This is a genomic window from Stenotrophomonas sp. STEN038 (assembly GCF_056759895.1).
In genome coordinates, this window is the sequence record NZ_JBRRDW010000012.1 from 42,858 (window position 1) to 66,996 (window position 24,139).

At 63.1% G+C, this 24,139-nt stretch carries 17 protein-coding genes and 1 riboswitch; of the genes, 9 read left to right on the forward strand and 8 right to left on the reverse strand.

Translation table 11 applies throughout. The annotated features are described in order from the left end of the window. Positions 1-14 precede the first annotated feature (14 nt). From ACVOLS_RS07165 to ilvC, 5 genes are all read right to left on the reverse strand, one after another. On the reverse strand, positions 15-1,571 hold the full coding sequence (locus ACVOLS_RS07165) for a 2-isopropylmalate synthase (RefSeq protein ID WP_481545036.1): 1,557 nt from the start codon (positions 1,569-1,571) through the stop codon (positions 15-17). After that, entirely contained in the window at positions 1,568-2,620 is a 1,053-nt protein-coding gene (locus ACVOLS_RS07170; RefSeq protein WP_481545083.1) for a threonine dehydratase, read from the reverse strand. The genes ACVOLS_RS07165 and ACVOLS_RS07170 overlap by 4 nt, the downstream gene beginning before the upstream one ends. A 159-nt stretch (positions 2,621-2,779) precedes the next feature. Then, positions 2,780-3,031, reverse strand: coding sequence for an ACT domain-containing protein (locus tag ACVOLS_RS07175; RefSeq protein ID WP_282267202.1), 252 nt, complete (start codon positions 3,029-3,031; stop codon positions 2,780-2,782). Then, positions 3,015-4,742 (reverse strand): acetolactate synthase 2 catalytic subunit, encoded by a 1,728-nt coding sequence (ilvG, locus tag ACVOLS_RS07180; RefSeq protein WP_481545037.1) that lies wholly within the window; start codon positions 4,740-4,742, stop codon positions 3,015-3,017. Before ilvG ends, ACVOLS_RS07175 begins: the two co-directional genes overlap by 17 nt. A gap of 132 nt (positions 4,743-4,874) precedes the next feature. Next, positions 4,875-5,849 (reverse strand): ketol-acid reductoisomerase, encoded by a 975-nt coding sequence (ilvC, locus tag ACVOLS_RS07185; RefSeq protein ID WP_481516359.1) that lies wholly within the window; start codon positions 5,847-5,849, stop codon positions 4,875-4,877. Between the two features lie 642 nt (positions 5,850-6,491). Between ilvC and ACVOLS_RS07190 the strand changes: the two genes are divergently transcribed. Both ACVOLS_RS07190 and ggt read left to right on the forward strand, forming a co-directional pair. Further along, on the forward strand, positions 6,492-7,337 hold the full coding sequence (locus ACVOLS_RS07190) for an AfsR/SARP family transcriptional regulator (protein ID WP_481545038.1): 846 nt from the start codon (positions 6,492-6,494) through the stop codon (positions 7,335-7,337). A gap of 249 nt (positions 7,338-7,586) precedes the next feature. Beyond that, entirely contained in the window at positions 7,587-9,290 is a 1,704-nt protein-coding gene (gene ggt, locus ACVOLS_RS07195) for a gamma-glutamyltransferase (protein ID WP_481545039.1), read from the forward strand. Between the two features lie 112 nt (positions 9,291-9,402). Here the strand turns inward: ggt and ACVOLS_RS07200 are convergent, their stop codons facing one another. Continuing rightward, positions 9,403-10,983: a BCCT family transporter gene (locus ACVOLS_RS07200; protein ID WP_481545040.1), complete on the reverse strand. Its 1,581-nt coding sequence runs from the start codon at positions 10,981-10,983 to the stop codon at positions 9,403-9,405. A 269-nt stretch (positions 10,984-11,252) separates the two neighbouring features. After that, positions 11,253-11,354, forward strand: a riboswitch (TPP riboswitch). 114 nt (positions 11,355-11,468) lie between these two features. Between ACVOLS_RS07200 and thiC the strand changes: the two genes are divergently transcribed. The 6 genes from thiC to ACVOLS_RS07230 all read left to right on the forward strand — a co-directional run bounded on the left by thiC (position 11,469) and on the right by ACVOLS_RS07230 (position 21,275). Then, positions 11,469-13,343: a phosphomethylpyrimidine synthase ThiC gene (thiC, locus tag ACVOLS_RS07205; protein ID WP_481545041.1), complete on the forward strand. Its 1,875-nt coding sequence runs from the start codon at positions 11,469-11,471 to the stop codon at positions 13,341-13,343. A gap of 105 nt (positions 13,344-13,448) precedes the next feature. Beyond that, positions 13,449-14,039 (forward strand): DUF4136 domain-containing protein, encoded by a 591-nt coding sequence (locus ACVOLS_RS07210; protein ID WP_481545042.1) that lies wholly within the window; start codon positions 13,449-13,451, stop codon positions 14,037-14,039. Between the two features lie 54 nt (positions 14,040-14,093). Continuing rightward, the gene (locus ACVOLS_RS07215) at positions 14,094-14,777 is read left to right on the forward strand and encodes an ion channel (RefSeq protein WP_481545084.1); all 684 of its coding nucleotides are present in this window, start codon (positions 14,094-14,096) and stop codon (positions 14,775-14,777) included. Positions 14,778-15,024: 247 nt separating this feature from the next. Further along, positions 15,025-17,307, forward strand: coding sequence for a winged helix-turn-helix domain-containing protein (locus tag ACVOLS_RS07220; protein WP_481545043.1), 2,283 nt, complete (start codon positions 15,025-15,027; stop codon positions 17,305-17,307). A 133-nt stretch (positions 17,308-17,440) separates the two neighbouring features. Further along, entirely contained in the window at positions 17,441-18,343 is a 903-nt protein-coding gene (locus tag ACVOLS_RS07225) for a helix-turn-helix transcriptional regulator (protein ID WP_481545044.1), read from the forward strand. A gap of 61 nt (positions 18,344-18,404) precedes the next feature. Continuing rightward, entirely contained in the window at positions 18,405-21,275 is a 2,871-nt protein-coding gene (locus ACVOLS_RS07230) for a TonB-dependent receptor plug domain-containing protein (protein WP_481545045.1), read from the forward strand. A gap of 218 nt (positions 21,276-21,493) precedes the next feature. Here the strand turns inward: ACVOLS_RS07230 and ACVOLS_RS07235 are convergent, their stop codons facing one another. Together ACVOLS_RS07235 and ppa are read right to left on the reverse strand one after the other, a co-directional pair. Continuing rightward, positions 21,494-22,609, reverse strand: a complete 1,116-nt coding sequence (locus ACVOLS_RS07235; protein WP_481545046.1) for an HDOD domain-containing protein — start codon at positions 22,607-22,609, stop codon at positions 21,494-21,496. 161 nt (positions 22,610-22,770) lie between these two features. Next, on the reverse strand, positions 22,771-23,316 hold the full coding sequence (gene ppa / locus ACVOLS_RS07240; RefSeq protein WP_481545047.1) for an inorganic diphosphatase: 546 nt from the start codon (positions 23,314-23,316) through the stop codon (positions 22,771-22,773). 222 nt (positions 23,317-23,538) lie between these two features. Here ppa and ACVOLS_RS07245 point away from each other — a divergent pair, with 222 nt between their 5' ends. Next, positions 23,539-24,039, forward strand: a complete 501-nt coding sequence (locus ACVOLS_RS07245; protein WP_481545048.1) for an RNA polymerase sigma factor — start codon at positions 23,539-23,541, stop codon at positions 24,037-24,039. The last annotated feature ends 100 nt before the right edge of the window (positions 24,040-24,139 follow it).

The following is a 24,139-nucleotide window of genomic DNA, read 5'->3' on the forward strand; positions in this document are numbered from 1 at the left end:
TTCTGTCGTCGCGCTCAGGCGCTGACGGCTTCCTCGGTGGTGCTGCTTTCACGCTGGCGCAGCAGGCGGTTGGTGACATCCAGCCAGGCAAGCGCGCTGGCTTCGATGATGTCACGGCTGGTGCCGGTGCCTTCGAGGATTTCGCCTTCGTGACGCACGCTCAGGTTGGCCTCGCCGCGCGCATCGGCGCCGATGCCGACGCTGTGCACGTGGTAGCTGTCCAGGGTCAGCTGCACGCCGGTGGCGGCCGACAATGCCGAGAACAAGGCATCGACTGGGCCGTCGCCCTGCGCGGTTTCAGCGACGCGGTTGCCTTCCGGATCGGACAGCTCGACCAGCGCGTTGGCACGGCTGCCGACGTCGCTGATGGTCATCGATGCCAGGCGGTAGCCGTCGCTGCTGGACGTGCCCTGCATCAGGGTCTGCAGGTCGGCATCGGTGACCACGCGCTGCTGTTCGCACAGTGCCTTGAACTGCTCGAAGATCAGCTTCAGTTCTTCCTCTTCCAGCCAGTAACCCAGCGCACGCAGGCGTGCCTCGACCGCGGCGCGGCCGCTGTGGCGGCCCAGCACCATCTGCGAGGACTCCCAGCCCACGTCTTCCGGACGCATGATTTCGTAGGTGTTGCGGTTGCGCAGCATGCCGTGCTGGTGGATGCCGGATTCGTGCGCGAAGGCATTGGCGCCAACAATGGCCTTGTTGCGCTGGACCGGCATGCCGACCAGACGCTGCAGCAGCTGCGAGGTGGGCACGATGCGGCGGGTGTCGAAGCCGGTGTCGAAGTTGTTGTAGAAGGCATTGCGCACCTTCAGCACCATCGCGATTTCTTCCAGCGCGCAGTTGCCGGCACGCTCGCCGATGCCGTTGATCGAGCCTTCCACCTGGCGCGCACCACCTTCGATGGCGGCCAGCGAGTTGGCCACGGCCAGGCCCAGGTCGTTGTGGCAGTGGGTACTGAAGATGACCTTGTCAGCACCGGCGGCGTTGGCGATCACGTGCTGGAACATCGCGCGGATTTCTTCCGGCGTGGTGAAGCCAACGGTGTCGGGCAGGTTGATGGTGCGCGCGCCGGCGGCGATCGCGACCTGGGTGACTTCGGTCAGGAAGTCCAGCTCGGTGCGGGTAGCGTCTTCAGCGGAGAACTCGACATCGTCCAGATAGCCGCGCGCCATGCTCACATGCTTGTGCACCGATTCCAGCACCTGTTCCTTGCTGATGCGCAGCTTGTGCTCGCGGTGCAGCGGACTGGTGGACAGGAACAGGTGCAGGCGCGGGCGCGCTGCGGCTTCCAGAGCCTTGATGGAGGTTTCGATATCGCCGGCCAGGCAGCGCGACAGCACTGCCAGGACCGGCTGTCGTACCTCGCGGCCGATCAGCGCCATGGCTTCGCGGTCGGACTGCGAACTTGCGGGGAAGCCGGTTTCGATCACGTCCACGCCCAGTTCCGCCAGCGCCCTCGCCATCACCAGCTTCTGTGGTGGGGTCATGCTGCAGCCGGGTGATTGCTCACCGTCGCGCAGGGTCGTGTCGAAGATGGTAATTCGCGGGGTGTTGTTGGTTGGAGTATTCACCAGAGGGTCTCCTCGACTGCGGCGGTAACGGAAATTTGGGGGGATTCGGATCTGGAACTGCGCTGTGTCGATGCAACGACACGGCTTCTAAGTCGTTCGGCGTTACGCCGTCGAGGTTTGCGTGGTGGGCTGGGGCGTACTTCAGACAACAAGGTCGACAATACCGTGGCGTCGATGTTGCCGCCGGACACCACCGCACATTTGCGCTTTCCGGACACGCGGCGGCCTGCGGCCAACGCCAGTGCACCTGCACCTTCGGCGATGACGTGTTCTTCCAGTGCCAGCCGCACCAGGGTTTCGCGCAGCTCGGCTTCGCGGACGATGACCACATCGTCGAGCAGGCTGGCGCACAGACGGCGGGTGAGGAAGCCTGGGATCTTGACCTTGACGCCATCGGCCAGGGTTGGCACCGGATCAACTTCGCGCACATCGCCCTTGATCGCGCGTGCCATCGAGTCCACGCCTTCAACCTGCGCGCCGATGATGCGCACACCCTGCGACTTCAGGGCCAGCGCGACGCCGGAGGCCAGGCCGCCGCCGCCGATCGGCACGATCACCACGTCCGGTGCATGCGGTGCCAGTTCGATGCCCAGCGTGCCCTGGCCGGCGATCACGTCGGGGTCGTCGAAGGCGGACAGGAAGCGGTAGCCGTTCTGTTCGGCCAGTTCACGGGCGAAGGCGAAGGCTTCGTCGTAGCTGTTGCCATGCTGGCGCACGGTGGCGCCCCAATGCTGGACGCCGGCGATCTTGGTGGCCGGTGCGCCATGCGGCATCACCGTGATGGCCTGCACGCCCAGGCGATGCGAGGCCCAGGCCACGCCTTGGGCGTGGTTGCCGGCCGAGGCGCAGATAACCGGGCGTTCGTCGCCGCGTTCCAGTGCGGCCAGCATTGCGTTCAAGGCACCACGCACCTTGTAGGAGCCGGTGCGCTGCAGGTTTTCGAGCTTGAGCCAGGTGCCAAAACGCTCGGCGTAATGCAGCGGGGTAGGCGGCAGAAAACGGCGCAGGCGGGCCTGCGCGGCCAATACGTCGGCAACGCTGACGTTCAGGGCGTCAGCGGGTGTTGCAACTGCGACGGCGCGGCCACGATCAGGCATGTACGTGGCCGTCACCGGATACGAGCGAACCAGCTGTCGGCTGTTCGCGTCGAAGAAGACGCCTCCGTGGTTTGCGGCGGCGTACTACCGGTACGCCACTTACATCGCTGCTCATACGCTGGCACCTGCTACGGCAACCAGTTGCACGGATTCGCAGTCATAGACTTTCTGCAACTGGTGGCACAGGGTTTCCGGCGGGCGCGTGCCATGGATATCCATCTGCACGTGCCAGCGGCCGGCATCGTCGGCATTGCGGGCGCCGGCGATGTTGCTGGGGGCGAAGCCGCGCCGTTCGACCATGCCGATCACGCGCACCAGCGCGCCTTCGGCAGGCTTCAGCACCAGGTCAAGCCGGTATTGCATTGGAACTCTCCTGCGCTGCCTTGGCATGGGCTGGGTTGCTGTCCAGCATGGTGCTGTTGGCGTTGTTGGGTGGCACCAGCGGCCACACGTTGGCGCGTGCATCGATGGACACGTGCAGCAGTGCCGGGCCGGGGGTATCCAGCATGGCGGCCAGTGCATCTTCAACCTGCGCACGCTGGGTGATGCGGGTGGCGGGAATGCCGAACACCTGCACCAGCGCGGCGAAGTCCGGGTTGTCGGACAGGTCGATCTCGCTGTAGCGCTCGGCGAAGAACAGCTCCTGCCACTGCCGGACCATGCCCAGCGAGGAGTTGTCCAGCAGCACGATCTTAACCGGCAGGCGACAGCGGGCGATGGTGGCCAGCTCCTGCACGTTCATCATGAAGCTGCCATCACCGGAAACCAGCACCACGGTGCGATCGGGGCAGGCGAACTGCGCACCCATCGCCGCTGGCAGGCCGAAGCCCATCGTGCCCAGCGCGCCGGAGGTCAGGTGGTTGCGCGGGTGGTTGAAACGGCAATGCTGCGCCACCCACATCTGGTGCTGGCCGACATCGCAGGCGATGACGGTATCCGGCGGTGCCACTTCGCTCAGCCGCTTCAGCAGCGCTGGTGCGTAGATGTCATGGCCGGGCGCGTCATAGCGGGCGGCGAACTTCTCGCGGTTGGCGGCACAACGTGCACGCCAGCTGTTGCAGCTGCTGCGGATGCTGGTCAGTGCCTGCAGGCCGGTCTTGACGTTGCCGGGAATGGCGATGTCGACCGCGCGCAGCTTGGAGATCTCGTAGGCATCGGCATCCAGATGGATGACGCGGGCGAACGGGGCGAACTCAGCCAGCTTGCCGGTGGCACGGTCATCGAAACGGGCACCGACCACGATCAGCAGGTCCGACTCCTGCACCGCCATGTTGGCGGCGCGGGTGCCGTGCATGCCCAGCATGCCCAGGTATTGCGGATGATTGGCCGGCAATGCACCCAGGCCGCGCAGGGTCAGCACGGTCGGAATGCCGGAGCTTTCGACGAAATGACGGAACTCGCCAACCGCATCGGCCAGGCCGATGCCGCCACCGCCGTAGATCACGGGCTTCTCTGCAGCGGCAATCATTTCCACCGCGGCAGCCAGGCGTTCGGCCGAAGGTGCCGGCACCGGATCCACCGAGGCCGGCACGTGATCGGGCAGGTGCGAGGCATCACCCAATTGCACGTCCTTGGGCAGGTCGATCAGCACCGGACCGGGCCGCCCTTCACGGGCGACGCGGAAGGCTTCGGCAACCACCTGCGGCAGCTCATCAACGCTGCGCACCAACCAGCTGTGCTTGACGATCGGCATGGTCATGCCGAACACATCCAGTTCCTGGAACGCATCGGTACCCAGCAGCGGGGTAGCGACCTGACCGGTCAGGCACACCATCGGTACCGAGTCGAGCATGGCGTCGGCAATGCCCGTGACCAGGTTGGACGCACCCGGGCCGGAAGTGGCCACGCATACGCCTACCTTGCCGCTTGCGCGGGCATAGCCATTGGCAGCCAAAGCGGCGCCCTGCTCGTGTCGTACCAGGATGTGCTTGAGGCTGGAGTCCACCAATGCGTCGTAGAACGGCATGATGGTGCCGCCCGGGTAGCCGAACAGCGTTTGCACGCCTTCGGCTTCCAAAGCCTGCGTCAGCCAGCGTGCGCCGTTACGGGGCGCAGCGGGGGTGGAAGTGTTCATGCAGCGACCTTTGCCTGTTGCGGGTGGGGGACCGCGGGATGGAACCTGGCTGCGACCGTAGCGTGCATGCCCCGTGGCCCGCGCTTGGCGCGGGACACGGGATGCTGCGCTGGACGATTCGCCGGCACGTTCTTACGCCGTCTGACCTTGCAGCCAAACCATCTTGGCGCGCAGTTCCTTGCCAACCTTTTCGATCGGATGTTCCTTGTCGGCCTGCTGGAACTTCTTGTAGTTCGGCAGACCGGCTTCGTACTCGGCTTCCCAGTTCTTGGTGAAGGTGCCGTTCTGGATGTCGGTCAACACGTCCTTCATGCGTGCCTTCACCGAGGCATCGATGACGCGCGGGCCGCTGACGAAATCGCCGTACTGCGCGGTCTCGGAGATGAACTCCAGCATGCGGGTGATGCCGCCTTCGTAGAACAGGTCGACGATCAGCTTCAGTTCGTGCAGCACTTCGTAGTAGGCGATTTCCGGCTGGTAGCCGGCTTCCACCAGGGTTTCGAAGCCGGCCTGGACCAGCGAGGAAGCACCGCCGCACAGCACGGCCTGCTCGCCGAACAGATCGGTTTCGGTCTCTTCCTTGAAGGTGGTCTTGATGATGTTGGCGCGGGCGCCGCCCAGGCCAGCCGCATAGGCCAGTGCGAACTGCTCGGCCTTGCCGCTCTTGTCCTGGTAGACCGCGTAGATGCACGGCACGCCGCGGCCGATTTCATACTCGCGACGCACCAGTGCGCCCGGGCCCTTGGGTGCGACCAGCACCACGTCCAGATCGGCGCGCGGCTCGATCATGCCGAAATGCACGTTCAGGCCGTGCGCGAACAGCAGGCAGGCACCCTGCTTCATGTTCGGCGCCAACACTTCGTTGTACAGCTTCTTCTGCACCATGTCCGGGGTCAGCACGGCGACCAGGTCGGCGTCCTTGACCGCTTCGGCCGGGCTCTTGACGGTGAAGCCATCGGCCTGGGCCTTGACCTCGGTGGGGCCGCCAGCGCGCAGGCCGACAACCACGTCGAAGCCGGATTCACGCAGGTTCATGGCATGGGCGCGGCCCTGGCTGCCGTAACCGACAACGGCGATTTTGATCTGGGGCAGTTCGTTGGTGCTCATGGTGCTTGGTTTCCTTGCAATGAAGAGAGTCAGGCAGAAATAAAAACGGCCGTTGCGTCAGGACGCAGCGGCCGGGGCGGGCGGGGTGGACACCATGCAGGCGGCAGCGCTGCGGCAGGCAGCGTTGGCGGTGTGTTTGTTGGCGGTGTCTGGGGTCGGGTACATGGTTTCAGATGAAATAGAAGCTGGAAACGAAAAACCCCGCGCCGGGGCCGGTGCGGGGTCTTTGTTCGAATCTGGCATTTTCTGCTACGCGCCAGCTCGTCCCGCCCCTGTAGGTTCGGTAATAAGTACGAGTACAAGCAGCGACGCCGCGGCGTTGGCCGGGATCGAAGTTGTGTTGGCGGTGGTGTTGTGGCGTTGCAGCATTGGTCGAGATAACCACTACCTGCGGGTGCGTGTCAACGCTTGCAGGTGTGAATACCTGACATTGCCGCGCAAGCCCCGCCGCTACGGCATGGTTGCGGCTGAAACCTAAGCGCACCGGTAGCGCTTGCTGCGGGATTGCGCGGTTTCGGGCCAGCCGCGGCGGCTTGAATGCAGCCGAAGGAAAAATTTCCCCTGGCGATGATTGGATCGCGCCGCTTTTGCCGGTTTAGCAAGTAAGAGGCTCTTTTCTGGGCCAGCCCGAGGAAGATCGCCATGACCCAGTTAACAGGACAGGACACTACGTGTGCGGGGGCGGGCCGGTGTGGCGACCCGAATGGCGGACTGACCAGCGAACCGACCGTCGGCCTGCTGCAGCTGATGGGTCAGGGGGGTGGTCTGCCGACGCCATTGATCTATCGCAAGGGCTGGGTCCTGCTTGGCTACCTGGCGATCGAATCCAATCGCATGCATTCGCGGGCTGCGCTGGCGGCCCTGTTGTGGCCCAACCTGGGAGAGACCAGCGCCCTGACCAACCTGCGCCAGGTGCTGAGCAACCTCAATCGCTTCTGCAATCTGGCTTTGGGCGAAGGCATTCTGCGTATCGAACGCTCGGCGGTTGGCCTGATGCGTGGCGGTGCGCCTTTGTTCGATGTCGATCTGCTGCAGCAGGCGCCGTGTGAAGCGGTCCACCTGATGGCTGAGCAGCAAGTGTTTCTGGATGGAATGGAGGATGTGGCCGATTCCAACTTCCAGAGCTGGCTGGCGAGTACCCGGCAATTGCTGGACGCGCAGCTGATCGATGCGGCGGCTCGCTGCTGCGATGAAATGCTGGAGGCATCGCGTTGGGAGTCGGCGGTACAGCTGGCCAATGCCTTGAGTCAGCGCGATCCGTGGAACGAGGCACATACACGTCGGATGATGCGCGCACATGCCGGGACCGGCATGCGCGCTGCAGCACTGAAGGTCTACCATCGATTCGAATCGGTATTGCGGCAGGAACTGGGCCTGGATCCAGGCCAGGAGACGCGCGGGCTGCTGGAGCAGATCAGCGGCTGGTCAAGCGGGGGGCAGGAGACTGTCGGGGCGTTGGGAGTGGCGCGGGCCGGGACGTCGCCCTGAATTGCCAGCGGCATCCGACGGGTGTCTCGAGTTCCCTCATCTGACAATGTCCCTGCTTCGCGGTTCACGCCATTCCCACCGGGAAGCCGACCGTGGTGACCTGGCATGGGATTCTGGTTGATGCAAAAAGCCTGCGTGGACCACATCGCGCCATGAGGGCGCCTCCCTGGCAGTTGAACGACTGCACAAGGCGTGCGCTTGTATGGCGGCTGGGCTATCGTCCCGCTATTCCCTTGCTGGTCCTTCGCCATGTTGCGTACCGCGCTGTTGCTCGCCTTGTCCCTCGCGCCGGTAACGGTGCCTGCCGCAGACCGTATCACCGGGCATGAATTTGCCACCCGTTCGGAAGTCATCGCGCCGCATGCGATGGCGGCCACGTCGCAGCCGCTGGCCACGCAGATCGCGCTCGACGTGATGAAGGGCGGCGGCTCGGCGGTGGATGCGGCCATCGCCGCAAACGCCGCGCTTGGACTGATGGAACCGACCGGCAATGGCATTGGCGGTGACCTGTTCGCGATTGTCTGGGACCCGGCGACGCAGAAGCTGCATGGTTACAACGGCTCGGGCCGCTCGCCGCGTTCGCTGACGCTTGCAGAGCTGCAGCGGCGTGGCTTGAAGGAGATTCCTGCGACCGGGCCGCTGCCGGTGTCGGTGCCTGGCGCGGTGGATGGCTGGTTCGCCTTGCACGAACGCTTCGGGCGCAAGCCGATGGCGGAGAATCTGGCACCGGCAATCGCCTATGCGCGAGAAGGGCATCCGGTGTCCGAGGTCATTGCCTACTACTGGGATCGCTCGGTGCCCAAGCTGTCGCAGTATCCGGGTTTCAAAGAGCAGTTCACCATCGACGGGCAAGCGCCACGCAAGGGGCAGATGTGGCGCAACCCAAACCTTGCAAACACCTTGCAGCAGATTGCCGACGGCGGCCGCGATGCGTTCTACAAAGGCGACATCGCTCGCGGCATTGGCGACTACTTCAAGGCCAATGGCGGCTACCTGAGCTACGAGGACATGGCTGCGCACCAGGGTGAGTGGGTCGAGCCGGTCAGCAGCAACTACCGCGGCTACGACGTGTGGGAGTTGCCGCCGAACAGCCAGGGCATCGCCGCGCTGCAGATCCTCAACGTGCTGGAAGCATACGATTTCTCGAAGATTCCATTTGGCTCGGCAGAACATATCCATCTGTTCGTTGAGGCCAAGAAACTGGCGTTCGCCGATCGTGCACGCTTCTACGCGGACCCGGCATTCTCGCCGGCGCCGGTGCAGCGGCTGATCTCCAAAGAGTACGCAGCACAGCGCCGTGCGCTGATCTCGATGGACAAGGCCTTGAAGGAAGTGCAGCCGGGCACGCCCCGGCAGCTGGAGGAGGGCGACACCATCTACATGACCGTGGCCGATGCCGACGGCATGATGGTGTCATTGATCCAATCCAACTATCGCGGCATGGGTAGCGGCATGGCGCCACCGGGGCTCGGCTTCATCCTGCAGGATCGAGGCGAGATGTTCGTGCTGCAGAAGGATCATCCCAACGGTTATGCACCGGGCAAGCGGCCGTTCCAGACCATCATCCCGGCCTTCATCACCAAGGACGGCAAGCCGTTCGCCAGCTTTGGCGTGATGGGTGGCGCGATGCAGCCACAGGGGCATGCGCAGATCGTGATGAACCTGGTCGATTTCGGCATGAACCTGCAGGAGGCCGGCGACGCGCCGCGCATCCAGCATGAAGGCTCCACCGAGCCGACCGGGCAGGCCACGGCGATGAGTGACGGAGGTGAGGTCAATCTTGAAACCGGCTTTGCCTATGAGACGGTGCGCAGCCTGATGCGCAAGGGCCACCGTGTGGTGTTTGCCGACGGTCCTTATGGCGGCTATCAGGCAATCATGCGTGACCCGGAAAGTGGCGTTTACTACGGCGCTTCGGAAAGCCGCAAGGATGGGCAGGCGGCTGGTTATTGAGGCTCGTTGCTGAGCAAGCGGGGCGGTAACTGCGCCCTTCCGTCGGCCAGAGCCGAAGGGGAGGGCGCTTTGAACTTGAGTGAAACTCCGGGACAGCGCAGATTCTTTGTGGTCAGGGATCGGCGTTGGTGCCTGCTTCAGCGGCCGCACGCGCTGCTTCCTGTGCCGCCTGCTCGCGCTCGATCCACGCCTCCATCATGTGTCGTGCACGCTGCGCAAGCCGACGCTGCCGGTTGTGCTCGGCGTCCAGTACGCGGTACAGCGAAATCATCACCAACACCATCAACAGCGCGAATGGCAGTGCGGCAATGGTGATCATGCCCTGCAGTGCATCCAGTCCACCTGCGAGCAGCAATGCCGCGGCGATCAGTGCAATGGCAATGCCCCACACCAGCTTGCGCGACAGTGGTGGATCGCCGGCTTCATCGGTGGACATGCTGGCCAGCACCAGTACCGCGGAATCGGCGGAGGTGACGAAGAAAATCACCAGCAGGACCAGCGCCAGGCCCGACAGCAGCAATGACGCCGGCATGCTGTCGAACAGCGTGAACAACACCGTTTCATAGCCATTGCCCAGCGCCTGGACAAGATCGGCGTGGCCAAACAGCTGCGCCCACAGCGCGGTGCCACCGAAGACCGAGAACCACAGGAAGCCGAGCAGGGTTGGCGCCAGCACTACCCCGACCACGAACTCGCGGACGCTGCGGCCCCGCGATACCCGCGCAATGAATGCGCCCACGAACGGCGCCCAGGCAATCCACCAGGCCCAGTAGAAGATGGTCCAATCGGCGACCCAGGTACTGCCGGAGAAAGGCGACATGCGCAGGCTCATCGTCACCAGCTGGTTCAGGTAGGAGCCCAGCGTGGTGGTGAAGGTATCGAAGATGAAACCGGTGGGGCCGAGCACCAGCACTGCGGCCAGCAGCAATGCCGCCAACGCCAGATTGAAGTTGGACAACCACTTGATGCCACGGTCCACGCCGCTGGTGGTGGAGATCATGTAAAGCACGAAGGCGATGGCGATGACGGTCATCTGCAGTGGCACGCCTGCGGTGACGCCAAACACACGTTGCATGCCGGCGGCGATCTGGATGGTGCCGAATCCCAGCGTGGTGGCGACACCGATTGCGGTGGCGACCACGGCGGCAATGTTCACCAGCTTGCCAAACCAACCGCGATGATGGCGGCCGATCACCGGCTGCAGCATGTCGCTGATCAGGCCGCGGCCGTTGCGGTTGTACTGGAACCAGGCCATTGCCAGCCCGATCAAGGCATAGATCGCCCACGGGTGCAGGCCCCAATGGAAGAAGGAGTAGCGCATCGCGGCCCGGGCGGCATCCATGCTTTGCGGCGGAAGGCCTTCGGGTGGTGTGACGAAATGCGATACCGGCTCGGCTGCGCCCCAGAACACCAGGCCGATGCCCATGCCAGCGGCGAACAGCATCGACAGCCAGCTGGCGCGGGAAAAATCCGGCTCGGCATCTTCGCCGCCGATGCGCAGGCTGCCGAAGCGCCCGAACGCCAGGTACAGCAGGAAGGACAGCGTCAGGAACACGATCAGCAGGTACATCCAGCCGGCGCCACGCACAACCTGGGCCAGCGCGGCCTGCACCACGTCGTTGAAGGGGCCGGGCGCGAGGCCGGCAATCAGCACCAGCAGCGCGACCAGTGCAATGGAGACACGAAACACCATGAAGGAGCTTCTCCGATCAAATGAGTGATTGAGGGGAGCGAGCCTGAGCTTGCAGGACAGCCGGCTGGCACCGTGGCGCCAAACCGGGAAAGGAGGGGCGGCAAGCGCCGCAAGGCAGTCATTCGAAACGAGCCTGCGCGGGATGCTACTGAATGGCGCGTCACGATTACGTTAGTGGCTTGTGTTGTTGCGCAGGGCGATGCCCCGGGTAGTACCGTTGACCGGCGTTCCTGCTGGCTTGGCTTTCCCATCGATTGCGGGTCTAATGACGCCCGAAGCGGGGGTACCGTGACCATTGGGTCACGGTTGAGACATACCCTTCGAACCTGATCCGGCTCATACCGGCGTAGGGAAGCTTCGTGTGCCGCCAGTCGATGTCCCGCTATGGGCCAGGGCCGGGTGGCGTGCGCCTTCGCTTCGTTCCGTCATGCGAATCCCTCGCGTGGCCTTCGCACCCCGCGTGTGGATAGACAGGACGAATGCCAATGAACGCACAGCCCAGCCTGCAGCAACAGGCCCAGCAACTCTCCGAATCCGTTACCCGGCCGATTCCCGGTTCGCGCAAGATCTTCGTTGCGGGTTCGCGTACGGACCTGCAGGTGCCGATGCGCGAGATCGCGCTGACCCGCACACCAACCCTGTTTGGCGGCGAAGAGAATCATCCGGTCACCGTGTATGACACCTCCGGCCCGTACACGGACCCACAGGCCAATATCGATCTGGCAGTTGGGCTGGCGGCGGTGCGCAGCGCCTGGATCGAGGAACGCAGCGATACCGAGCAGTTGGCCGGGCTCAGTTCAGAGTTCGGTCGTGGTCGCCAGCACGATGCCAGGCTCGATGCCGTGCGCTTCCCCGGCCGCACGCTGCCGCGCCGTGCGATTGGTACCGCCAACGTCACCCAGATGCACTATGCGCGGCGCGGCATCGTTACCCCGGAGATGGAGTACGTCGCCATCCGCGAGAACCAGCGGTTGGATGCGGTGCGCGATGCAGGGCTGCTTGCCCAGCATCCGGGGCAGAGCTTCGGTGCCAGCATCCAGCAGATCATCACGCCGGAGTTCGTGCGCGATGAGATCGCGCGCGGCCGCGCGGTCCTGCCAAACAACATCAACCACCCCGAGTGTGAGCCGATGATCATCGGCCGCAATTTCCTGACCAAGATCAACGCCAATATCGGCAACAGCGCGGTTTCTTCCGGTATCGCCGAGGAAGTGGAGAAGCTGGTGTGGGCGATCCGCTGGGGCGGCGACACGGTGATGGATCTGTCCACCGGCAAGCACATCCATGAGACGCGCGAGTGGATCGTGCGCAATTCGCCGGTGCCGATTGGTACGGTGCCGATCTACCAGGCGCTGGAGAAAGTGGACGGGCGGGCCGAGGAGCTCACCTGGGAGATATTCCGCGATACCTTGATCGAACAGGCCGAGCAGGGCGTTGACTACTTCACCATCCATGCCGGGGTGTTGTTGCGACACGTGCCACTGACCGCGAAGCGCGTCACCGGCATCGTCTCGCGCGGTGGTTCGATCATGGCCAAATGGTGTCTGGCGCACCACAAGGAAAACTTCCTTTACACGCACTTCGAAGACATCTGCGACATCATGAAGGCCTACGACGTGTCCTTCAGTCTCGGTGACGGCCTGCGCCCTGGCTGCATTGCCGATGCCAACGACGCGGCGCAGTTCGGCGAACTGGAGGCGTTGGGCGAGCTGACCAAGACTGCGTGGAAGCACGATGTGCAGACCATCATCGAAGGTCCCGGTCATGTGCCGATGCAGCTGATCAAGCAGAACATGGACAAGCAGCTGCAGGAGTGCGGCGAAGCACCGTTCTATACGCTGGGGCCGCTGACCACCGACATCGCGCCGGGTTACGACCACATTACCAGTGCGATTGGTGCAGCGATGATTGGTTGGTACGGTACCGCGATGCTGTGCTACGTGACGCCGAAGGAGCACCTGGGCCTGCCCAACCGGCAGGATGTGCGCGACGGCATCATGGCGTACAAGATCGCCGCGCATGCCGCCGATCTGGCCAAGGGCCATCCGGGTGCGCAGGTCCGCGACAACGCCTTGAGCAAGGCGCGCTTCGAGTTCCGCTGGGAAGACCAGTTCAATCTCGGTCTGGATCCGGAAAAGGCCAAGGAATTCCATGATGAAACGCTGCCCAAGGATGCACACAAGCTGGCCCACTTCTGCTCGATGTGCGGCCCGCATTTCTGCTCGATGAAGATCACCCAGGATGTGCGTGAGTACGCGGCCGAGCAGGGGATGGATGAGGGGGTGGCGTTGGCGGCGGGGATGGCCGAGAAGTCGGCGCAGTTCCGCGAGCAGGGCGCGCAGGTCTACCGGGTCGAGTAGTCCTGCAATCCGGGGTGGGGCATCCAGCGGGTGCCCCGCCCATTGTTTGACGCCGGGACGGCTAAGGACGTGTTAGCGTGCGCTCGTCCACACCAGGGGTAGGCCATGAAACTTCGCTTCGTTTCCTTGCTTTTCGTCTTGTCCTCGCTGCTCCTGCTGGGCGCCTGCGCCAGCACACCGCGAGTTGCCAGCCAGGCCGATCCGACCGCTGACTTCTCGCGCTACCGCAGCTTTGCCTTCTACACCCCGCTCGCGCTTGAGCAGCATGGCTATACCACCATCACCAGCAATCGTATCCGCGCAGCGGTGCGCACGCAGATGGAATCACGTGGCTATCGGTTCGATGAAACCAACCCGGACCTGTGGGTGAACCTCAACGCCTACCTGCAGGACAAGACCCAGGTCACCACGATGCCGGAAGTGGATTACGACTATTACTACAGCTACCGCGCCCGCGGTTATGTTGCCGTGCCTTATTGGCGCGACCGCACCGACGTGCGCCAGTACACCGAAGGTACCTTGAACATCGACGTGGTGGATGCGCGGAAGAAGCAACTGGTCTGGGAAGGCGTTGCGGTCGGTACGGTGGGGCGGGTGAAGCCGGAGCAGCGCGGCGAGCGGATTGATGCCGCGGTAGCGGCGATCTTTGCCACTTACCCGTATCGCGCCGGGATGGCGGCCAGTCCGGGTCCCTGAGGTCCGCCCCTGCGGGCCCTGGCTCAACCACATCGTTTGGTACCGGCAATGGGGATGCGTATGCAGTCGCGCTTGAGATGGATCGTGATGGCGCGCAGGCACCCGTCGGCGTGGTTGCTGGCGGTGCAGCTGCTGGGTGTGCTGCTTTACCCGGCGATGGAGCACATGCCGGCCGGACGCGCGTTGTTCGGCGCGTTCGGCATGCTGGTGCTGGGGTTGGCGGTGTGGGTGGTACGGCGCAGTCCGCTGTTGCTGTGGCTGGCATTGACGCTGGCGATCCCGGCGGTGGTGTTCTCCGTCGCCGGTGCCTTGTTGGGGCGCCATTCGCTGGTGGCGGTGGCGCAGGCGTTCGAGAGCCTGCTGTATTTCTATACTTCATGCAGTTTGATTGCCTACATGCTGCAGGACCACAAGGTCACACGGGATGAGCTGTTTGCTGCGGGCGCTACGTTCACCCTGTTGGCCTGGGCGTTCGCTTTTGCCTATTCAGTATGCCAGCACGTCTATCCGGGCAGTTTTGTCGCCACCAGCGAAGGCGATTTCAGAAGCTGGGTCGAGCTGCTTTATCTCAGCTTCAGCTTGTTGTCAGGGGTAGGTCTGAGCGACGTGGTACCGGTGCATCCGCAGGCACGTGCATTGGTGATGTTGGAGCAGTTTGCAGGCGTTATGTACGTTGCGCTGGTGGTTTCGCGGCTGGTTGGCCTGACCATCTACAAGGCAGAGAAAACTGAACGTTAGTTAAAAAAATCGCGCCGTGCGGCGCGAATCATGTAACTGATTATGTAATTTCGTCGGCGAGAGAGAGCCTGATGTCGTCCACGTATGGCACGTGGGGAACTTCATTAGAGTAATATCTGTTCCAGATAAAACATTTGCTCTGTGCGTTGATGCCTTTTGCGGAATTTGGCGGCTTGCAAGGGTTCGAGCCCGGAAAGCTGGACACAGGATTCGTGTCCGCCAGCGATTTTGAAAGACCGCGATGGCAATGAACCCCACCGAAAAACCTAGCTCTGACCGATTGCGCATCGGTGAGTGTCTGGTGGTGCTTTCCTCTCGTGAGGTGCATCTGCCAGGCACACGCAAAGTACAGCGGCTCACACCGAAATCGGTGGGGGTGTTGTTGGCGCTTGCGCGCAAGCCCGGGCAGGTGGTGACACGCGAGGAACTGTTCGCCGAAGTCTGGCCGGACACCATGCCGACCAATGACGTGCTTACCCAAGCGGTAACCCAGTTGCGCAAGGCGTTTGCCGCAAGCGAGGCGGGCGAGGGTGCGCCTTATATAGAAACCATCGCTAAAACCGGATATCGGCTGCTGGCCACGGTGGTTTGGGAGCTGAGCTCGGATGTCGCGGCTGTCGAGGCGTCCGGGGGCGCTGAGGCGGAGGTCACGGATTCAGCCCCTGCAGACGCGCGTGAAGCAAACGCGCGCGAAGCAACGCGCTACAAACGTCGCAAGGTGCGGCGTTATGGCCTGCTGGCAATCGGTATTGCCTTGTTGCTCAGCACGCTGGTGATGGCATGGTTGCTGTGGGAGCGCGATGCGCCTTCGCAGGTGGATGCAACGGTTGCCGAGGGCAACCGGGTGGTGGGCAGTCCTGCGCGCCCCTATCGGCTGATTACCGCGACCGAGGACGTTGAGGTCAATCCTTCGCTCTCACCCGATGGTGCGTTGGTGGTGTTCGCGCGCGAGAAGGACAACAGGTCCAGTTTGTGGATACAGAGTGTAAGCAACGCGACCGCCACGCCGCTGCTGGCCACGCCCGCCGGTGCTTCGGATCGCTTCCCGGTGTGGTCGCCGAATGGCCGCAATATCGCCTTTGCGCGCTTCCTGTTGCAGGGTGACTGCGAGGTGCTGGTGGTGTCGGCAACGGGCACCGGCCTGCGTCGCGCAGCGCGTTGTGATGGTACCGACATGCTGAGCTTTGACTGGGCGCCGGACGGAGCGAGCCTGCTGTTTGGTTCCATGACCGGCCGTTACGCAAGTCGAGGTATACGCAGCCTGGACCTGGCATCGGGACGCTGGTCATCGTTGCAGTACGAGATCGGCGCAGACGACTTCGACTATGCGCCGCGCTACTCGGCGGATGGGAAAAAGATCGGTTTCGTGCGCAATCCCCAAGTGGGGGATATGTGGGTCATGGATGCCGATGGTGGCAATGCACAGCGCTTGACCGACGAGGCCGCCGAAATCAGGGGGTGGAGTTGGTTGGGCTCGGATGAAATGGTGTTTGGGCGTCGTATCGACAGCGAAGCGCGCCTGTATCGCTTGGATGTGGCGACGCGCGCCTTGCGTGACATGGGCATCGACAACGCGCAGAGTCCCGCGGTGTCGCGTGGCGGTGGCAACCTGGCGTTCATGCGCAGCCAACCGCAGTTCGGCTTGTACCGTATCCCGCTGGGAGTCGATGCTGGGCCGGCGCAGCGCCTGTTTGCTTCCTCGGCGCGTGATGGCCAGCCAATGGTGTCACCCGATGGCGGGCAGTTGGCGTTCACCTCGGACCGTTCCGGTGCATTCGCTTTGTGGTGGGCGCGCCTGAATGAACCCGCGTCCCTGCAGATGATCGAAGGGGTACGCCCCGAGGCGCGGCAACCCATGGATTGGTCTGCCGATGGGCGACGGCTGCTGGTGACTGGGCGAGATGCGGATGGAGCACCGGGTATCTATGAGGTGGCACCTGAGGAAGGTCACTGGGTGAAGCTGGCGGTGCCTGTACGTGAACCGCTGCAGGCGGTGTATGGGCCTGCCGCCGACACGCTGCTGGTGGTGGAGCGCGGTGAAGATGAGCGGATGGCGTTGACGCTGTTTGACCGTAGTCAGCAGCCGTGGAAACGCCTGGCGTCATTGGAAGGTGTATCGCAGGTGCGTTTCGACAATGCAGGACAACGGGTGTTGTTCACGCGGTTGGCCAGTGGCGGGCTTTGGCAGGCGGCACCGAGTCTGAGCCAGGACAGTGTGAAAGCCGTGCACGCGGAGCTGCCTAGTCGTTGGCGTTACCGTGCCTGGGCCGTGGCTGCCAGCGGCGCCGTGGAATACCTGGACATCAGCCGGGATTGCAGTAGCCGGCTCACTGCCATCGCCGCTGATGGCAGCAGCCAGTGTCTGGATACGAGCCGCTTCAGTGCGAGCAACGGCCTGAGCCTGGCGCCGGATGGAAGGGCGGTTTTCATTGCCTTGGCCGCTGCTGACAACGCCGATATCGGGATGATGCGTATTCCGCAACGTGCGCCGCGACGGGTGCTGGGCTTGGCTAAGTGGCTGTCGCCGTAGGGAATTGTGGTTTCGGAAATATTTCGTAGGGCTTATCGGGAAGAATTCGCAGCTTTCTCGCCGTACTTTCCTGACTCGCATCGCCAAAGTTGGCAAAACGTTCGCTCAATATGAGCAAACGATGGTGTGCGATATGCGGCAGGTTTCGTGGGTAGATCGTGGTCAGTCTGTGTCGTTCGAGAAGCCTGCGGAGGATGGCCCGCGACCGGCCTGTGTAGGCGTGGCGCGACTGGGCAGCCTGCAGACTTCGGGCACCGTGTTCACTGTGTGGCTGCAGCTGCGTGGCACTGCCTGGGTTGAATCCAAGGAAGGCAAGTTCCGCCTGCGCCAGCGCGAGTGGATTGCCTTCGAAAAGGAATCGCGTCCGCTGGTCCAGGCCGGCCGTGATGGCATGTGCATCGGTATCAGCCTCGACACCGATGCGCTGCGCATGCTCGGCACCCTGGCCGACTGCAGCGTCTATACCGGCCGCGGCCGCATGAGTATGGGCGAGGCACGTCTGGCGCTGCGCCTGTGGCGCGAGGCGCAGGCAACGGGCGCAACCATTCATCAGCTGCGTCCGCTGCTGCTGCATCTTGCTTCCCTGCAGCGTGACCTTGCCGGCACCGTGCAGCGCTGCCCTGGCCGTTCGCGCATCCGCAAGCGTCAGGTGTTCGGCCGCATGCAGCGTGCGCGCATGTACCTGGAAGGCAACAGCCACCGCGTCGTGCGCATTGGCGAGCTGGCCGAGCTGACCAACTTCTCCAGCTGGTATTTGTCCAAGACCTTCCAGAGTCTGTATGAAGAGAGCCCGCAATCCTTGTCGGCGCGGCTGCGCCTGGAGCGGGCGGCAATGCTGTTGCGTGATACCGACATGATGATTGGCGAAGTGGCGTCTGCAAGCGGTTTTGACAACTGCTGCAGCTTTGCGCGGGCCTTCCGCGCGCGTTTTGGTGCATCGGCCACGCAGTACCGGGAGCAGCCGGAGGTGTTGAGGCCAGATTCGGCAAAGCCTAAGGATGGCTCACGCAAAACCAAGGTGGCAGTACGAACGTAACGTTCAGGGGTGTTTAACGCACCGCTAACTTTGTCGTTTGTTTAGCTCTTTGGAGAGATTGATGAAGCTTCGTAATTCTGCAGTGCGGTTGGGCTTGCTCCCGGCCGGCATTGCTATTGCCTTGACCCCCTCATTTGCTTCGGCGCAGGAAGCTGCTGCCGGTGCGACCACCCTGGATCGCCTGGAAGTCACCGGCTCGCGCATCCGTTCGGTGGACGTTGAGACCGCCCAGCCGATCTTCACCGTGTCCTCCGAGGACATCAAGCGTTCGGGTCTGGTCAGCGTTGGCGACATTCTGCAGAACCTGACCGTGTCGGGCACCCAGACCTTCTCCAAGGCTGCAGTGCTGGCATCCAACCCGGAGCAGGGTGGCCAGTACGCCAACCTGTACAACCTGGGTGAAATGCGCACCCTGGTGCTGGTCAACGGCAAGCGTTGGAGCTCCAGCCTGGCTGGCTTCACCGATATGTCGACCATCCCGAGCTCGCTGATCGAGCGCATCGAAGTGCTGAAGGACGGCGCCTCCGCCATCTACGGCTCCGATGCGATTGCCGGCGTGATCAACATCATCCTGCGCAAGGATTTCGAAGGCGCTGAAGCTTCGGTCTACTACGGCCAGAACAGCGACGGCGACGGTGCCAAGACCCAGTACAACCTGACCCTGGGTGCGGTTGGCGAGCGTTCGTCGATCATGCTGGGCGCTTCCTACACCAAGGAAGATCCGGTGTGGGCAAAGGACCGTGAACTGACCCGTTACACCTACGGCCCGAACCACGCTGCAGACGGCCTGAGCCCGGCCGGCCAGTGGGGTCGTTACACCGACCCGGTCACCGGCAAGGTGATGGTCATCAACCATCCGGGTGGCGTCGGCGCTGATTCCAGCGATCCGAACAACTACCACGAGATCAATGGCGGTGATTATTTCAACGCCACTGAGCAGATGATGTTGAATCAGGGTTCGGAGAACAAGTCGGTCTTCGCCGCTGGTACCTACGACATCAACGACAATATGCGTTTGAAGTCTACCGTGATGTACTCCGAGCGCGACTCCAAGCGTCAGATCGCTGGCTACCCGCTGACCGGTACTTCGCAGAAGAATTTCCCGGTTGCCCTGAGCAAGGACAGCATCTACAACCCGGTCGGTGCTGATATCACCAGCTGGGGCCGTCGTATTTTCGAACTGCCGCGCATCAGCGAAAACAACGTCAAGTCGTTCCACTTCGACGCAGCGTTGGAAGGCACCTTTGATTTCAACGACCGTCCGTTCGACTGGGATGTGGGCCTGAACTACAACCAGTACGACGTGACCGAAACCAGCAGCGGCAACATCAACCTGCTGGCACTGCAGAAGGCCCTGGGCCCGTCGTTCATCAACAGCGCAGGTGTGGCGCAGTGCGGTTCGCTGGCCAACCCGATTGCATTGGGCACCAATGCAGCGCTGGGCCAGTGCACCCCGTTTGACGTCCTGGGCGGCGCTACCGCTGCTACCCCGGAAGCACTGAAGTACATCAATACCCTGCTCAACGCGACCTCGCAGAGCAAGAGCAAGCAGTACTTCGCCAACATCACCGGTGGTCTGTTCGATATGCCGGGCGACGCTGGTGAGCTGGCCTTCGCCGCTGGTTACGAGCACCGCGAAGTCAGCGGCTACGACCACCCGGATGCACTGTCCGCCGCCGGTTACACCACCGATCTGGCTGCTGGCGCTGCTTCGGGCAAGTACAAGGCCAATGAGTTCTACCTGGAATTCATGATCCCGCTGCTCAAGGATCTGCCGGGTGCGCAGGAACTGTCGCTGGATATCGCCAGCCGTTACTCGGACTTCGACAAGTTCGGCGACACCATCAACAGCAAGTTCAGCCTGACCTGGCGTCCGATCAACGACCTGCTGGTGCGTGGTACCTATGGTGAGGGCTTCCGTGCCCCGACCATGGACGACACCTTCGGTGGTGGTTCGCAGACCTTTGATCGCTTCACCGATCCGTGCGATGCACAGTTCGGCATGCTGGGCGATGCCCGCGTTGCCGCCCGTTGCCAGGCCGAAGGCCTGAGCTCGACCTACCGTCAGACCGATGCTGCTGGCAAGCCGATCACCGCGCGTGACACGCAGGCCAATGCTGCATTCCAGTCGGGCGTGGGTAATGACCAGCTGCAGCCGGAAACCAGCAAGACCCGCACCGTGGGTCTGGTGTACAGCCCGAGCTATGTCCCGGGTCTGGACGTCTCGCTGGATTGGTACAAGATCACCGTTGATAACGTGATCACCGCCGTCTCCGCCAACTACGTGCTGGGCCAGTGCTACCAGAACGGTGTTGCGCAGTTCTGCGACCAGTACGGTCGTGATGCCACCACCGGTCAGGTCACCAGCCTGAGCCGCGGCAATGCCAACCTGGGCTCGCTGGAAACCGAAGGCTACAACTTCGGCGTCCGTTACCGCCTGCCGGAAACCGAGATTGGTACCTTCGGCGTCAACCTTGATGCCAACTACCTGAGCGCCTACCGTCAGCAGTCGACCAAGGGTGCCGAATGGGACAACTACGCCGGTTACTGGAACTACCCGCGCGTGCGTGCAACCCTGGGCCTGAACTGGGCCAAGGACACGCTGTCGGCTAACTGGGGCATGCGTTACTACGGCGGCTTCCGCGACTACTGCTACGACGAAGGCGTGGAGTGCAACGAGCCGAACTACCAGACGCCGAACGGTGGCTGGTCGGGCGGCACCGGTGCCAACAAGAAGGGTGCGATCGTGTACCACGACGTGTCCGTCACCTGGCAGGCTCCGTGGGATGGCAGCGTGACCGTTGGCGCCCGCAACGTGTTCGACAAGCAGCCGCCGATCACCTATTCGGTGAGCAACAGCAGCGCCTCGCAGATCGATCCGATGCTCGACTACGACCGCTTCCTGTTCATCCAGTACAACCAGCGCTTCTGATCCATCGAAGCTCTGTGATGCATGACGAAGGGTGGGCCGCAAGGCCCATCCTTTTTCTTTGGGCGCCGATTGGTCCCGTGGCGCGGGCAGGTGCAGCGAACTGCGTACGAACGGAGTAAGCGCAGGCAAGTGCCAACACGCAATCCACGTTCAACACGCGAAAACAACAACGGCCGCTATGCGGCCGTTGTCATTCAATCCTGACTTGAAGCGCGGTCTCACGCTTCGAGGCTGACGCCCATAAGCTCATCGGCCATTGCCCGCCACTGCTCCAGCTTGGGCAGTACGCCGACATTGGCCAGATACTGCTCATCAACAGCGGTACCGGCGGCCAATGCAGTGGCAACGTGGACGGCACCGGCCACCCAGAAGCTGCGCACATTGGAGCGCCCCGGCTGCAGTTGGAAGGCGACCGCTTCGATGATCGGCATCGGCAGGCCCCACAGGCCCATCAGATAGGCGCCGGCCTCGGCATGGCCGGGGCGCGAGTCATCGGCATCGGCAGGCTGGCGCTCGTCGCGTACGCCGGGCAACAGCAGGCCGATGTCGGCCAGCAGTGCGGCGGTGGAGCCCAGCTCGGCACTGGATGCGGGCAGCATCTTGGCGGCCAGGCGTGAGGCCATCAGTGCGCGCGATTGCAGTGCGTTGCGGTCTGGCCCGGACATGCCAGGCAGGGCGAATACTTCACTGGCCAGGACCAGGTCGCGCAGGGTGGCCATGCCCAGGCGGGTGACCGCGCCACGCAGATCGGAGATGGCACGGCCGCTGTTGAAGAACGCCGAGTTGGACAGCTGCAGTACCTTGGCGGCGATGGCCGGGTCGGCTGCAATCAGTTTGGCAATCTCCGCAGAGTCGCTCTCCTCGTCTTCTTCCAGCGCGTGGGTCAGGCTGATGTACAGGTGCGGTGGAGAGGGCAGCTTTTCGATGCGGCCGATGGTCTGGCGCAGGTGCGGACTGTCCAGCAGTTCGCGCAGCTCCTCCAGGCTGGTGAGTGCTTCTAGCAGCACTTCCGGGGCCAGTGGCAGCGGCAGGAAACGATGGGCCACGCCAATGATGCGGGCCGATGGCACGCGCTGGTTGTTGTCGCCGTCGATCAATGCGATGCGGATGGTTTCCGGGCGCAGCGTGCGGATCTGCCCGAGCAGGGTGGCCGGGGCCAGGTCGGGCAGTACCGGCGCAACGATGATCGCGTCGATGGTGGCCGAGGACACCGCAACAATGGCAGCACTGCCATCCGGGACCGACTGTACTTCCCACTCATCGCCCAGATCGGCGACGTATTCAAGCAGCTCGGCCGACAGGTTGGCTTCGCCGCCGACTAACAGGATTCGCAAGACACTTCCCCTTGGACAAAACGCAAAAGCCGCACAAAAAACAGGCCGGAAACCGGCCTGTCAATGTAGCTGCTTGCTGGCAAAGGGTCATGCCCTCTACCAGGAAAACGTGATGGTTGTCGCTACGCAGGGCCGAGTATCACGGCCGCACGCAGCGCCAATCAGACGTCCTGTTCCTGGGTGGCAAGGTAGCTCTTGTGCGCTTCGACCAGGATCTGCTTGGCTTCGGCGGCGTCGCCCCAGCCTTCGATCTTGACCCACTTGCCCTTTTCCAGGTCCTTGTAGTGCTCGAAGAAGTGACCAATGCGCTCCAGCCAGTGGCTGGACACCTGGGCGATGTCTTCGACGTGGGCGTAGCCGCTGAAGATCTTGGCGACCGGCACGGCGAGGATCTTCTCGTCGCTACCAGCCTCGTCGCTCATCTTCAGCACGCCGACCGGACGGCAGCGCACAACCGAGCCCGGGACCAGCGGCAGCGGCAGCACCACCAGCACGTCGGCCGGGTCGCCATCGCCACACAGGGTCTGCGGCACGAAGCCGTAGTTGCAGGGGTAGCGCATCGGCGTGGACAGGATGCGGTCGACGAACATCGCGCCGCTTTCCTTGTCCATTTCGTACTTCACCGGCTCCGAATCCTTCGGGATCTCGACGATGACGTTGATTTCTTCCGGCGGGTTCTTGCCCGGCGAGACCAATTTCAGGCTCATTGCGCTGACTCCGAATCGTTGTTGGTTGAAAAAGAGCTCCATTCTACGCGCACCACTATTGCGACGCACCAAACCTCAGTCGGGTGGGCGATCCATGGGCCGGGTGGGGAGCTGGGACACACTGTCGCGCAATACATATGAGAACCATTATCATTATCAATGTATGCTTGCCCGCCCCAGGGCGCCTTGTGCAGGCAGCCCGTCCAGCCTTCACAGCCTCCAATGTCCAGCAACGCCACCACCTTGACCGAACTGCTGATCCGCGAACGCCCAGCCTTGCTGCGTCTGGTGCGGCAGATCCTCGGCGCTGACGGCGGCGCCGACGACGTCATCCAGGGCGTGTGGTTCAAGGTGCGCGGGGTCGGCAACGAGCAGGTCATCGGCAACCCGCGTGCCTACCTGTACCGCTTGGCCAGCAACCTGGCCACCGATCATGGGCGTGAACGCACGCGCAGGCTGCGCCTGCAGGCCGAGAATTACCTGTGGGGGCCGGACGAGGTGCTGTCCACGGAGGAGCAGGTGATGGCGCAGGACGAGCTGGCACGGGTTCTGGAAGCGGCCGAGCACCTGCCCGAGCCCACCCGCAGCATGTTCCGCCTCAATCGCCTGCAGGGCCTGACCCAGCCGGAAGTTGCGCGGCGGATGGGGGTGTCGGTAACCACGGTGGAGAACCATCTGCGGCTGGCCCTGCAGCGGCTGGCCTGGGCGCGCAGCGGCGGTTAGCGTTGCAATTCATCTTGGGTATGCAGTGGCGTGATTCGTCATGTAGTGAATCAGTTGTCCTGTATTTCGCCCGTCGTCATCACAACCACAAGCAGAAACG